Genomic DNA, 13,323 nt, shown 5'->3' on the forward strand with positions numbered 1-13,323 from the left:
CTCTCCTTTGTACTTACTAATATGGATGCAAGCGGGTGCATCGAATCTTTGTTAGAAACAATTCTTTATTGAAGGTATTTAAAGCATTTAATAGAGGTGTTTAGAAATGTAGAATAGATGGAGGTTATCGTAGAAGAGTTTAGCTTGTCGTAGAAAAAAGTTTTGCAAAGAGTTAGAGAATCACTCTGAAGTTTGGGGGAAGCTTAATTTTGTATGCTGTGTTTTTTCTTTCTCCCTTGATTTTAATTAAATGTGCCTCTGTTTTTCCAATAAGTTCCTTCTTAGATTTAAATATATCAGAAAGCCTTTGGATATTTGAGTAGCTAATATTTTCAATCTCAAATCCAGAGTTGTTATCAATTCTTGATAGTCCAAATCTATTCAATTCATTGCCTTCAGTTTGTCTATAAAGTTCCCATGCTTTTGTGATTATTTCTTTAGAAGTGAACTCATCAAGTTGTGAATTTTGTTTAAGAGATAGAAGAGAGTAAATGATGTATGCTTGTGATGAGCTTAGTTTAATAAGACTTTCATCATAGAATATATGAAGAGTTTTTAAGTTTAATGAAGGATGTGTGGTTCTATTTATAAGTTCTGTTAACTTGTTCTTGTCTTCTTTCTTTATATAAATGTTTGATAAAGATGCTTTGTTCGTTGGTTCATAGAAACAGTCACTCTCTGCTTCAATAAAACAAGGGAATTCCTCATCTAGAGTGAACAACCATCCTGCTTGTTTGGAAGCAGTTAGTATTTCGTTTTTATCAATCGTTAAAAACTTATAGCTTTCTAAAAGATTTTCCGATTCATTCTTATTTAAAAAACTATTTCCAGTTACTGGTATAATGATATCTGTTAGGTCTGGTCTTGGATTTCCAAATATTTTCTCAATATAAAAATGAATATTTTTAAAATCAATGTTTCTAGTGAGTGATTTAAAAATTGAACCATAGAATAAGTCCTCTGTGATAGAGAGTTCATCTAAAAGAATGGTAAGTGGTATGTAATATTTCATCTTTTGAATTTGTTTGAAGTCCGCTTTTTTCCGTTGAAAAAGCTATAGTTAATAAAATTCAATATTTATTTTATAAACTAGGTTTATTCAATATTTGACACGAAATGTAAACCTCTGAAATTTAGTAGAGTTAGAGTCTGGATTCAAAATCATCACCAAGAAAGTAAAATTTCCAGTACTTCTTACATTCCTTTGATGAAGCGTCCTTGGTGCCGTACTTTTTTTCGAGACTTTGAATTAATAGACGCTTTTTTGATAGTTTATCAGTTTCGACTTTAAACCACTGTTCGTATGACTTTTTCGTAGAGGAATTTCTTTTGTAATACTCTTGTTGTCGTGTATAGCTAATTCTTTCTTGTGTTCTAGTAATCCACTTTTGATTCTTAGCTTTCATATTAGCTACATAACAACTTTTGTACTCTTTAGTAGTCGGTGGAAGTGGCTTGTCTTCTCCGTACGCATTAGCACAGAGTAGTATTAAAAGAGGAAAGATGTGCTTAATAACCATTTATCTCTTAAGCCTTGTTAAGGCGTTATGCTCTAGGAATTGAGCCATCTCAACTTCGGAATACCACTTGTCCATACCATCAATAGTGAAGTTTTCATCTTTTACAGCTTCTCTAAAAATTTCTGCATACTTTTTTGAGTACTCTGATTCTGGTACTCCTTGCTTCATAGCATTCATAAGGTACTTGTCTTTTTTAAACATATTTGCACACCATTTCAGTTGTGCTTTATAAACATCTTCTTGAAATTTATAAGTTGGTTTAGGGAGATTATTGCAAAGCTTATTAAGCTCCGCCACAAGTGAGTCTTGTTCAGAAATAGTTGTAGGTTGTGATTCTCTTAGTTCCTGCATCTTAAAGAATGTTTTTGCGATAGCCTCTTTGTGATTTAAATAATTCTCAATATCACTTTTATAAGGGCCATTCATTGCTTTGTATTTTTTGTATTTGGGGACAGCTATAGCTACTCCAATAAGAAATAGTGCAAAATACTTTGGAATCTTCCAAATAGACGATTTTTTCTTTTTATTATTTTTATTTTCCATATTTTCCTCGATAGTTAGCCTTGTCGGTAAAAATTATTTATTCTTTAATTGGTCTTAGTACTACTTCAAATCTTCCTGCGTAGATTTCATCTTGAAACTGCTTGATAACTTCTTTTGACTTCTCCTCAATAGTACTAAAGCATAGGTCATCTAAGCTTACAGAGAGAGTATTTGCCACTAATTTGACTTGTCCTAAGTCTCTAGGAGATTGACCTTTAAGCCAGTTGTGAATTGTCTGAGTATTCACCCCTGATTCTTTTGCTAGCTTTGGAACAGACCAATCAAACTCTGATAATAAAGTTCTTAGATTTATAGATAGTTGCATCTTCATACCTTATTCATCGGGTCTAAATTTTAATTTGTAACATGCTGAGAGATAAATGATTTATCTCTCAGGATACGGCACTAGTCTCACCTAGCTTGTAAGCCTTGATAATTCTAGAGACAGAGGAGGGGCTTGCTTTCACTATTTTAGATATTTCAATGTTAGTTAATGATTTCTTGTGAAGACTTATTACAGTCTCTCTACAAATAACTCTTTCACGTCCAATCCTCTTTCCTTGAGCCTTTGCATGCTCAAGACCTCTCTTGACCCTGTCTGAAATTTGGTTCTTTTCAAGTTCCGCAATACTCCCTGTGACAGATAGAATCATTTTTCCAATAGGCGTAGAAAAATCAATTTGCTCATTTATTGAGATTAGTTTTACGGACATAGAGGCAAGCTCATTAGCGACATCAAGAAGGTGTCTAAGAGAGCGAGAAAGCCTTGATAAGGAAACAACTATAACAGTATCAATCAAGTCATTTCTACAGTCTTCTATTAGTTTATTAAGAGCAATTCTGTCTGATTTTGCTCCACTTATCTTGTCTTCATAGATGAGGTAGTCCTCAACTGAATAGCTCTGGGATTTACAATAGTTCTCTGCTCTTAGCCTTTGGGATGCTAAATCCTGCCTTTGGGTGGAGACTCTAAGGTAGATAGCTTTTTTTGACTTCATAATACATTATAACACGCAGTGTCTTTTTATGCAACTAAAAAATGGTATCATTAATAAGTGTCGTTAATGAGGAGAGAGTATGGCCAAGTTTAAACCCAAGAAAGAAAGTAGTGAGGATGTTGCTGTAACTTTGAGATTACCTAAAGAGTTACATTCTGTTTTAAAAGCTTATGCCGAGAATGAGGAGCTTAGCCTTAATAAAATGATTGTACAGATGATAGAGCATTGTCTAGAAGAAGCTAATCAACTGTAGGCCTCATTGTAAAGTCGAGACTATTGAAGTCTTTTCTTACGATTCTACTTCTATAGCTTGGAAGTATTTTCTCTTCTAGGTTTTCTTTTGCTTCAAAGTATTTCTTTTGTTCCATTTCTCTTTTGTGCCAATATAGGTGAGCAAAGCCTAACTCATCTTGATAAGTGAATCTACTCCTAGATTGATAATTCTTTCTTTTGGATAAGTATGTAAAATTTAAAAGTTTAGAGGGGAGAAAATTAAACTTAAATGGCTCTAAAAATAGCTTTCTACTAAATATCCCATTAGTATTGAAAAGAAGTGAGCCATCTTTTTGAATTTCAATGAGTATTTCTGTTTCAGGGCCATTCTCAAAAAAAAGCATTTCATCTAATTGAATGACTCTTTGTGGGACTCTTAATTTAATTCTTACCTGATTATTTCTCCAATCTCTCAGATATACCTCAAGAAGGAGTCTCTTCTCTGGGTAGATTAATGCTTCTCTCTGCTTCGACTCTATCAGTTCTCCCTCTGTATATAGATTATAGTCATTAAAAATACGGGTATATTCAAACTCTCTTATATCTAATTCAAGCATTGATTCTCTCATGAGCTTGTAGCTTTTACTCATTGAAGTACTCCTTGAAGAAATGTTCACTTTCAAATGGAGAAATCAGTTTTTGGAAAAGACCTGTCTTATCGTATTGAATTTTGGATTCTACTTCACCAAATACACCACAGACTAACATTTGCTGTACAAACTCTGGTTGAGAATTACTTTTATGTTTATCAAAAGACTTCATTATATTGGGCATTTCCACACCGTGAAGTTCTTTATAGGAGCATCTTAATATCTCTTCCTTTAATCGTAGTAATTTCATGCTTTCCTGTGCTTTAAGAATGCTATTTTCAAGAGAGGGGATAAGTAATTCTCTTAAATACTGTAGTCCTTTTTCACAATCACTTAGCGTCGAGATTCGTAGTCCTCGTGTAATGCGAGGAGCTAGCCACTTCTTACTTTTGTCCGTGATAAACTCTAGTTCCTCATAAAGGGAAGTTTTTGTTAAGTTTGAAATGATAGATGCAACTTGTATCGTGAAATAGTCTTCCCAGTTTTTAAAGTGTTCTATGGGAAGTTCGTGGGTCTTTCTTTGCTTAGCTCGCTTTCGAGTGCAGACGCTTGCATCCGTCAAATCTTACTCAAATCTATGAAATAGGATTTAAAAGTGAGCTGTGTCTCCCTGTCTGGGATTGGCTTTCTCGGTGGGCTTATAGGTTTAGGTGGTCTTGTCGAAGTTGCAGGGTCTTTAGTTACTCTCTTTTTTTTGAGTCTCTTAGATGGATTAAGAGTGAATACTATATCGCCATTTGTCCGATATACGCCGTCTCCATCAATCTTACCGACCCAAACCTTATCTTCCCAACGCCAAATATTGTTCTTCTTGACGTACATGATAGGATTCATTTCTTCGTCAAAGATATTTTCCCCAATAAACCATCCCGCAAAGAATCCATTCTTATCGAAGAGAGAAACGTGCTTTTGGTTCTCCATCATTATCTTGTGTATTGAATTGTTAATCTTGTCTAGATATGGCTTATTCATACTACTATTTTATCAGTAGAAACTAATGATGTGAGCACATTTTGTATTTTAACTGGAAACTTTTTGTTCTACCTTTATACAAGTAAAGTCATCTTCATTAAAGAAAACATAGTTTACACCATCTCCTAAAGAGCTTTTGAACATTAATCCGTCATATTTATTATGCTTAATTCTTTCACTTATATATTGAGTTGGTAGGTAATCAAAATATGGGTCGTGAGAATTTGTCTTACTAGACATCTCTTGAATGTACATCTTTAAGATTTCGAGGTCTTGTATATACGACTTCAGTTCTGGGCCTAGAGCAAATGGAGATGTGATGTAGTAATTACTCAGGTCAACTACTACTTTTGGTTCCTTTAAAGAAAATTCTCCTATGGAATATGTTTCGCCAGTTTTAATTTTGATTTCTTTTTCACAGATAGAGGTATTAGACCCCAAGTAGAAATAGGAAATACCCTTAGGATTTGCTCTACCCACAGAAGCGAACTTACAAGGAGGTGGCCCCATTTCATTTTTATTAAGTACTTTGTCAGAAGGTCTTGCTCGGTAGAAGACTGTATCAATACTAACAGTTCTTTTTCTTGTTTGAAATATTTTATCTAGATTATCTAATTGAATTTGGTTATCTGGAAAAAAACGATTTGAGTGCTTTAGTTCTTCTTTAAAGGATTCCCAGAAATCATACTCCATTTGACTATCTTCATCATGGATAAAACAATTATCAAATCTATAACATGGGTCTTCTGATAATGACTTTAGTTGCCAATTTTTCTCAATATTTGGGAATGCTCCAATAATTATATCTGTAATCATTCTATAATTATCTGAGTGGTAATAGTCATCGAATACACCAAAATCCTCTTGAATAAGTTCTGAAACGTGGGGGCCTTCATCTTCATGGCTTCCTCCTTCAAATAGTGATGAAGCCGAATATCTATCATAGGGAATATACAGCCCTAGCAATGGTTCAAATAAGGAAGTTAAATCACTGACCTCTATGCATTCTTCAGACTCTTCTTCTCCAATTTCACACTTTCCAGTCTTTAATTTAGCTTGAAGGTTTTCTAGTAAGTATGAGTCTTGGAAATATTTAATATCTATATATGTTTTTGTCATAAATTAGACCTCGTTTGTTCATTAGGGTTAAATAATTCTAGTTTTTATGATATACCCAGTCAAAAACAATTAGTATGAAGGTCAATAGAATGAAAAAGCTTGGTCGCTTTATAGAAGAACATGAAATATTTTTGAACTTTAAGTTTTATTTATTTCTTATCCCTTTAATAATACTTGGATTCACCTTTATTTTTATGAAGATGAATGAAAGTTTTGTAGTGAATTATACTGTAGGCAGTTCATTTGAGCAGAATGCAGTAGAAGAGTTTTTTGATGACTTTTGTAAAGAAAACTCGAAACTTTATATTTTAGAAAGGTCGTTGAATAAGTGTAAGTTTTCTTTTGCCCCACCTGTATCTTTCTCTTCGTATAAAGATAAGCCCAACTACGTTATTGAGGAAATTTCTATTTCGTATAATCGTTTTGAAGAAAATATATTAAAGTTATCATATTCAGTTAATTATTCACAGCATACAAATGAGAAGAAGGAAGACTCTGGAGTATTAGAGTTTAGATTTGAGAATTATAATAAAGACCATATTGAAAGATATATCCTCTTTAAGGCTGTTCCACACGTTTCTTACCCTAAGGGAAATCCTCTTTTTAAAATTGAACCAAAAAATGGTAGTCAAACTCAAGTTGCAGGGCCACACAAAGCGTTGGATTTTCTTTCTTTGGGTGTGATGAATATTAAGAAAACTGGTGGCTCAATTACTTCAGGTAAAGATTGGAGTTACTTTCATTTAAAGCCAAGTAACTCATTGACAAATATTTACATGTCCTTAGTCGAGGGGAAACCTATTCTAAATAAGGTTAGTAATTTGTTCCCACTGTTTATTTATTATAGTGGTATTACTTTTATGACGGTTGGATATGGGGATGTTACACCTGTAACAAATATAGCTAGAATCTTAGCTGTATTTGAGTCCTTTTTAGGGATTGTTTTTATGGGACTTTTATCAGGTAGTTTCTTTGCTCATGTTGTTAACTTATTTACTAAGCCGTGGAAGCAGTTTGAGAAACATTTAACGAAGCATGATGATTGGACTAGGTCAGAGGACCCTGAAACTGGTGTTGAAAGTTATTATTATATTCCTAATCCTGAATTTAAAATAATCGTTGGAAATAACTCTGTTAGTTACAATGAGCCATGGTCTCAAAATTTTACCGATAGAGATTCAAGAGCTTCTACCTATAGTTTAAAGTATAAGGATACTATTTTATATAACTTTAGGTTTGTTTACTGTGATGGTGCTCGTGGTATTCATATTCAACCTGAACAAAAGGTAATGTATGAAGGAAATGCGTATAGTTTACCTTTTAATCGTTATTATTACATGATTAGAAATTCATTTAAAGATAAACTCAACAAGTTAATACAGTCAAAGTCTATATCCGAGTTAAGGTTTCAAATTAATTACTTCGATAGTGAAGAGGATGCATTAATGAAAATTGAAGAATCTTTTAGTGGCAATGATGAAACTCTTACTTGTTATAGGATAGAAGTTTCTGGTGGAGAATATACTCTTATAAATCGTTTGTAAGTATAGTTAATCGTCTATGAATATATCATATTTCAAAACTCAAAACATAAAGACAACACCGAATAAAGTAACTCGAGAGTTAGCCAAATATATAATTAATACTTCATTGAATCAAAATTATAGTATTGGAAAGCTAAAAAAGTTAGGTACCCAAAGCTTTACTTGGCAAGGTAAGAATGGGACTCAATCGGGTCAAGTAGAATATAGATTCCTGTTAAATCATCTTCATTCAAGAAGAAGTCTTGATAATAAAAAATTTAATTTTCCACATGGGACTAATTACATTGATACTGGTGTTGAAATGTCTATGCCTCAGCCAATCAATGCATCAGATGGTTCAGTGAAAATAGGCTTACCTCTTTCTGAATTAGGAAAGACGTTTCCTATCTCACCTGTGCTAAATAGGGAAGGACTAGCAAGCTCAAACTTAGTAAATACAGTCTGTAAGAACATTGTATTTCTCTATAAACAGCTTGCTGTGAATAGCCATGATGCTGTGAAGATAAATAGCCAGTGGTTTCTTAATTTTAGAATGTTAATTAATGAGCTAGTATCCGTTGTTGATATGACTTTGAATAAAATGTATTTGCTTGCAGAGTATGGACAAGTCCCAAACTGGAAATTTGATAAGAGTGTTCTTGGCGAAAGGCATGGAAGAAGATTTGATGATAAATTGAAGTGGGTTTATCAAATTACTGGAGTGCATTTACCTCAATTTAAAAATGAATTAGATTCTTTAAAAATTGTGAAAGGCCTTCGTAATCACCTAAGTCATTTTGACCCACCTTGTTTATCAATCTCAGTGGAGGAGCTTGTAAAGTATGCGAATTATACTAGAGATATTGGACTTGTTATGTGGAATCTTAGGAGGATTTCTAATTTTAAACTTTCAGAACCTCTTATTGAAATGATACTTCTTCAGAATTACGACTTTAATTCTCCATATGCCAGACCAATTGATTCTAATCCAGATTGTTATGATACGAGTAAATGGCCATGAGTAAAGCTAAGCTAAATGAGTTCTATAGTAGCTATAGGCGATATAGTGAACATCATATTTCAGAGAAACAGCTTAATAAGCTTGTTCCTTGTTTGAAAAGGTGTGTTTCTTCATTATCTGAAAGAGATAATTCAGAAATACTTGAAGTTAGAGAGATTTATACAAAGCCTCTAATTGAATATTGTGGTGATAATTCATTTCTCGGCCTATATAATTGGGGGGGAGATGACAAGAGCTTTGTTATCGGTGTTAAAGGACCATTCTGGAAAAGAGGATGGAGAAAAGTAATAAATAATGAGGAGCTGTATGACCACGTCTCATGGTTCTTTCACTTTGCTAATCAATATGTAACTAGAGGTCGAGCTATTGAACCTCTTGGGGCACTGTCCTTAACTTTTGATGAAACTTTTGAATATATCGGAAGTCCTAGGATATCAGAAAGGTCTTTTTTAAACTCAATACCACTTAATTTTCCTTGTGATTTTGATAATGATAAATATACCATTTTTGACAACTGGATTAATAAGATAAACGGGATGGACCCTTTTATTCAGAGAGCATTATATTTCTATTTTCGCTTCATAGACTTAAGAAATCACGGATACTTTGATGAGGCAATTACAGCTTTAGATAAAGTAATAGATATTGGGCATAAGTTTTTACTTGAACGTAAGGTTGAGTGTAGAAGAGATGATTTTGTTAAATTTTATTCTCTCGAAAAGGATATTCAGACTTGGGTGAATCAAATTTATGAAGTACGCTCCTTGTTTGGGGGACACCCAAGTAATACGAAGTGGTGGGATAGTGAAGAGCTTTATGGCGAATGGTTAGATGAATCTACTCCATTTATAAAGCAATTCTTATCTGCTATGTTTGATTATGAAAATAATAATAGATTGATAGAGAAGAATCCTCTTCTGTGGTCAGAATGGTTTAAACAAAATTGTATGACAATTTATAACTCCGTTTGGTTTCATAAGCTTCCATTTTAGTAATCAACGTAATCAGAGTAATCAGTCGAATTAGGGAAAATCAGGAATATTCAGGAAAGAACAGGAAGTAAACGGAAACGTTGAAATACAGTCTATATCTTTAACTTAATGATTTAATTGAAGTTCTTTTGGTATGCCATTTAAACTCCGGGAGCTCCGGCATATTTTATTCCTTTTTTTGTGTGAAGAGTAGCTTAACATTTTCGAAAATTTATTTCGACTTTTTTATCTTTAGGTGCGGTTTAGGTTGAGGTCGTAAGGTGTTCATTTTGTTGTTGGGGCGGTTTGAGATGGTATGTATGTGGCTGGAATTGTTGGAGTTTTGGTGATGTGAGAGGGTTAAGTTTTGGGTGGTGAATGGCGATGGGGGATTATATTATTTTTCTCGGAGTTTAGTTTGTTTCGAAATTATATCGTATTCATTATTCTTATTTTTTCAATTGATGTCTTAGCACACTCTGGAAGAACAAACTCCTCAGGCTGTCATAACAATAGAAAGACTGGCCAGTATCATTGTCATAACTCAGGAACGTCTAGTTCTAGTCAGTATAAGAAGTCATACAAGAATTCTAATTTTAATAAAGTGAATAGTGCCTGTTGCAAAGTATGTCGTAAAGGTAAGGCGTGTGGGGATACTTGTATTTCTCGCTCGTATCAATGTTATCAGCCGAAGGGATGTGCTTGTGATGGGTAGTAAAATTGGTGCGTGTTTTTTATGTGTGGTCAACGAAAAAGCACCTGAACCAAGGTTTGAATCTAAATATGAGCTAAAGAAGATTGATATGGATTATTTTATAGAGGATTAATTATGGGAACATCTGTTTCGCAACCATCTCCTACAGCTAGTTCAGAAGGTGGGAATGAGTGGAATGACGTTAAAGATTCAATTAGGAATTTTACAAATATAGAAAATATAACTTCAAAACTTGTTGTTGCTTATGAATCTCAGTACGACGCTAGTGCTTCTGAGGTTATTGTCGACAGAGGTGTTGAAAGTGTAATCACATCTCTAGAAAGACAAATCTCAGCTAATACTTCAAGTGAAGAAAAAGTACTTAATATGATGCTGGCATCACGAAAGGAATTAGCCATAAATAACTGTAACTCTTTTTTTGCCGAAATCGCTTTATCAGCAGCATCTACAGCCTTAATGTCAAACAATGCAGATGTTATGAAGAAATTTGCATCAAATTACGCCAAAAGGATAATAGACTACATTGCCTCTCGAGACCTTCCTATGAATATTGGCACGAAGGGATTGACAAATTTAGGCTCTTTAGATCGCGTACTATCTAGTTCTGAACAATATTTTGAGAGTAAACTTAACCAATCACAGACTGGAACTATTACTGAAAAATTAAAAAGCATATTTACGCAGTCTGGAGAGGTCACGGATGAGTGAATATAATGTTTATGTAGACAGGTCAAAATTAGAGCTACAGATTAGCAATAATAATATTTATCTCCCTTATGCTAAAGATGGCAGATATTGGAATGATATTTGTCGATCAGTAAAGCTAACTTCTCAGGATGGAAATGCTACAGATGAGGTTCGGGATCTCGTGGATGTTTCTATTGCGATTTTCAACTTAGATAAATTGTGTCCAAGAGAGATGCGAGAAAGGTGGGTTAGGAGAATAAACTTACACATAGGTCTCAGAAATGCGGCTGCGTTCAGACAAATAAAAGATAAACTTGAGTGGGCACTTAGCGTTCTTGGTGCGGATAACATAAACTTTGTAATTAGTGATTATGTTGATCAAGAATTTACTTCATTCCGTCCTAACAAATTCTCAAGAAAAATAAGGAATGCTACTGATATTTGTCTACTCTCTGGTGGCCAAGATAGTCTTGTAGGAGCTGCAAAATTACTTGATGAAGATAAGAATCTTATTTTTGTCCGTATAAACACAAACGATCGTGCAAATTTATCCCAGATTCAAGGGCATCTTGGAGTCGTTGAGAATGGATCATTTAACTTCTTTTCTCAAACAGCTGTAAATCCTGGTGACACACCTTACGAGAAAGAAAGTAGTCAAAGACTTCGTTCATTTCATTTTTTGAGTATAGCAAGTGTAATTGCAAAATTAAATAATCTTGAAGATATATACATAAATGAGAATGGCATTATGGCAGTTCACTTGCCCCTCGATGTAGCACGTTCCTCATCATTCTCTACTAGAACCGCATATCCTTTATTTTTAAAATTATTTGGTGAAGTTGTTAGTACATGGTTAGATACGACTATTAATATTAAAAATAAGTTAGCACTGTACACGAAGGCAGAGGTTTTGGAACTTGGTTACAGTCTGAATATTGATGACGCAATAGATTGGACTGTTTCTTGTGCTCATTCAGGTACTATTCAACAAACTGTAAAAAAGCAGAGAAGCAAAGATTATTTAATGGCACCAACAGCAGATGAGTATCACTGTGGTTACTGCTTTCCTTGTGTGTTAAGACGATTGTCTATGTGGAAAAATGGCAAAGGTGATGATGATGTAATTTATGCAACGAATCCTTTTAAAGTAATAGTTGATGGCAGCGCAAAGGACTTCAAATTCGTTTATGAGGCTTCGACTGCAATTTTAGGCTTAATTAGATTTGTTAAGAAGTTTGAAGGGATGAGTAGAGCTGAAATAATTAGCGACTATCCTCAAGTGCTTGAGTGTGGATATGTATTAGGAGTAGGTTCGGTTGATGAAATTATTTTAATGCATGAGAGATTTAAAGATGATGTGTTTAACTATATCAATCAAGAAGCTAGTTATTTGCTTTTTCTACTAGATGATAATATTGCAAGTCAAATGGAAGAGCGTATGCAGAATATAGGAGTGGATGAACTTATGAACTCTGCTTTAAACAGAGCAAATGTAGAACTTACGGATGCATTTTATAAACAAGCTGAAAATATGTTCGATTTTCTAAGATTGAGAATTCAGGTTGCACTAGCTACCGGTCAAATGAATGAATCAGAAATGAAAACATTGGTTTCTAGAGTAATTGAGGAAATAGTGCCCAGTAATAGTAATGGAGTTACTAAATTAACAATGAGAGATAGTAGAGAATTTAAAGAGAAAGTGTGGGGCAAAATTACAGATCAGCCATGCCCTCCCTTTTGGTGATGAGGTATATTATGAAGGATAAGAAAGACATTGATATCTATTCAAATGGTATGAGTAGTATGATTACAATTGCGACAGCAGGATTAGCTGCAGCTACAGCCTTGATGCAACTTAGAGGAGAAGGAGCAGGTTCTTCATTTTTATATATTTTAGCAATCATACTTTTCTTTGTTGCATTATTAACATGTTTCTTAACAATATCTGGAATTATTGGGCAAGCAACAAAGGATGACTACGATATAAACGTCAAAAACATTAAACTTCCAGCACTTGGCTCATTCTTCTTAGTTCTTCTTGGTTTTGTATTCCTTGCTAAGGGAGCATATGATATTTCTGAAAAAAGTGTTACGACAGCTACATTAGAAGTGAGCCTAGTCGAAATATTAAAATGTGACTCTCTAGATGACACTAAAAAGCCTGCATGTTATGAGGCAATTATTTCTAATAACCTAAATAAGATATCTATAGATAAGCTTGATTATTCTAATATGAACAAGAGTGAGAAAACGTGGGTTAAAAGATTTCTTTTGAAAAGCACCCAAGTTAAAGTAAAAAAATAATTGAACATAAATATGAAGTAAGGTTCCAGGTGCTTTTTCTTTACTAACAAGAATTTTGAATTTGATGATGGGAATGATGTTGTTGTT

General features: G+C 33.8%; 17 protein-coding genes. 8 read left to right on the forward strand and 9 right to left on the reverse strand.

Annotated elements, in window-relative coordinates:
- Positions 1 to 172 precede the first annotated feature (172 nt).
- From M902_RS03550 to M902_RS03570, 5 genes are all read right to left on the reverse strand, one after another.
- Positions 173 to 1,012 (reverse strand): hypothetical protein, encoded by an 840-nt coding sequence (locus tag M902_RS03550; protein ID WP_040313834.1) that lies wholly within the window; start codon positions 1,010 to 1,012, stop codon positions 173 to 175.
- A 130-nt stretch (positions 1,013 to 1,142) separates the two neighbouring features.
- Positions 1,143 to 1,520, reverse strand: coding sequence for a hypothetical protein (locus tag M902_RS03555; protein ID WP_021266024.1), 378 nt, complete (start codon positions 1,518 to 1,520; stop codon positions 1,143 to 1,145).
- Complete coding sequence (locus M902_RS03560; RefSeq protein ID WP_021266343.1) at positions 1,521 to 2,063, reverse strand: hypothetical protein; 543 nt, start codon at positions 2,061 to 2,063, stop codon at positions 1,521 to 1,523.
- A 37-nt stretch (positions 2,064 to 2,100) separates the two neighbouring features.
- Positions 2,101 to 2,394, reverse strand: coding sequence for a helix-turn-helix transcriptional regulator (locus M902_RS03565; RefSeq protein WP_156979703.1), 294 nt, complete (start codon positions 2,392 to 2,394; stop codon positions 2,101 to 2,103).
- 61 nt (positions 2,395 to 2,455) lie between these two features.
- Positions 2,456 to 3,061, reverse strand: a complete 606-nt coding sequence (locus tag M902_RS03570; RefSeq protein WP_021266241.1) for a recombinase family protein — start codon at positions 3,059 to 3,061, stop codon at positions 2,456 to 2,458.
- Positions 3,062 to 3,140: 79 nt separating this feature from the next.
- Between M902_RS03570 and M902_RS16300 the strand changes: the two genes are divergently transcribed.
- Positions 3,141 to 3,314, forward strand: coding sequence for a toxin-antitoxin system HicB family antitoxin (locus M902_RS16300; protein ID WP_021266126.1), 174 nt, complete (start codon positions 3,141 to 3,143; stop codon positions 3,312 to 3,314).
- Here M902_RS16300 and M902_RS03575 read toward each other — a convergent pair.
- The 4 genes from M902_RS03575 to M902_RS03590 are packed head-to-tail and all read right to left on the reverse strand — an operon-like array spanning position 3,301 to position 6,015.
- Positions 3,301 to 3,924: a hypothetical protein gene (locus M902_RS03575; RefSeq protein WP_021266206.1), complete on the reverse strand. Its 624-nt coding sequence runs from the start codon at positions 3,922 to 3,924 to the stop codon at positions 3,301 to 3,303. The two genes, M902_RS16300 and M902_RS03575, sit on opposite strands and share 14 nt — an antisense overlap.
- Complete coding sequence (locus tag M902_RS03580) at positions 3,917 to 4,486, reverse strand: hypothetical protein (protein ID WP_021265935.1); 570 nt, start codon at positions 4,484 to 4,486, stop codon at positions 3,917 to 3,919. The genes M902_RS03575 and M902_RS03580 overlap by 8 nt, the downstream gene beginning before the upstream one ends.
- A complete protein-coding gene (locus tag M902_RS03585; RefSeq protein ID WP_040313837.1) occupies positions 4,483 to 4,896 on the reverse strand; it encodes a 4-fold beta flower protein in 414 nt (137 codons plus the stop codon). The genes M902_RS03580 and M902_RS03585 overlap by 4 nt, the downstream gene beginning before the upstream one ends.
- A 48-nt stretch (positions 4,897 to 4,944) precedes the next feature.
- On the reverse strand, positions 4,945 to 6,015 hold the full coding sequence (locus M902_RS03590) for an RES domain-containing protein (RefSeq protein ID WP_021265779.1): 1,071 nt from the start codon (positions 6,013 to 6,015) through the stop codon (positions 4,945 to 4,947).
- 89 nt (positions 6,016 to 6,104) lie between these two features.
- Between M902_RS03590 and M902_RS03595 the strand changes: the two genes are divergently transcribed.
- The 7 genes from M902_RS03595 to M902_RS03625 all read left to right on the forward strand — a co-directional run bounded on the left by M902_RS03595 (position 6,105) and on the right by M902_RS03625 (position 13,236).
- On the forward strand, positions 6,105 to 7,559 hold the full coding sequence (locus M902_RS03595; RefSeq protein ID WP_021266425.1) for a potassium channel family protein: 1,455 nt from the start codon (positions 6,105 to 6,107) through the stop codon (positions 7,557 to 7,559).
- A 16-nt stretch (positions 7,560 to 7,575) separates the two neighbouring features.
- Entirely contained in the window at positions 7,576 to 8,559 is a 984-nt protein-coding gene (locus tag M902_RS03600) for a hypothetical protein (RefSeq protein ID WP_021266124.1), read from the forward strand.
- Positions 8,556 to 9,551, forward strand: a complete 996-nt coding sequence (locus M902_RS03605) for a hypothetical protein (RefSeq protein WP_021265809.1) — start codon at positions 8,556 to 8,558, stop codon at positions 9,549 to 9,551. Before M902_RS03600 ends, M902_RS03605 begins: the two co-directional genes overlap by 4 nt.
- A 397-nt stretch (positions 9,552 to 9,948) precedes the next feature.
- Positions 9,949 to 10,245, forward strand: a complete 297-nt coding sequence (locus tag M902_RS16305) for a YHYH domain-containing protein (protein ID WP_084710433.1) — start codon at positions 9,949 to 9,951, stop codon at positions 10,243 to 10,245.
- A gap of 114 nt (positions 10,246 to 10,359) precedes the next feature.
- Positions 10,360 to 10,953, forward strand: coding sequence for a hypothetical protein (locus M902_RS03615; protein WP_021265875.1), 594 nt, complete (start codon positions 10,360 to 10,362; stop codon positions 10,951 to 10,953).
- Positions 10,946 to 12,676, forward strand: a complete 1,731-nt coding sequence (locus tag M902_RS03620) for a hypothetical protein (protein ID WP_021265965.1) — start codon at positions 10,946 to 10,948, stop codon at positions 12,674 to 12,676. Before M902_RS03615 ends, M902_RS03620 begins: the two co-directional genes overlap by 8 nt.
- A gap of 11 nt (positions 12,677 to 12,687) precedes the next feature.
- Positions 12,688 to 13,236, forward strand: coding sequence for a hypothetical protein (locus tag M902_RS03625; protein WP_021265771.1), 549 nt, complete (start codon positions 12,688 to 12,690; stop codon positions 13,234 to 13,236).
- Positions 13,237 to 13,323 lie beyond the last annotated feature (87 nt).

This window comes from Bacteriovorax sp. BAL6_X, assembly GCF_000443995.1.
Taxonomy (GTDB): domain Bacteria; phylum Bdellovibrionota; class Bacteriovoracia; order Bacteriovoracales; family Bacteriovoracaceae; genus Halobacteriovorax_A.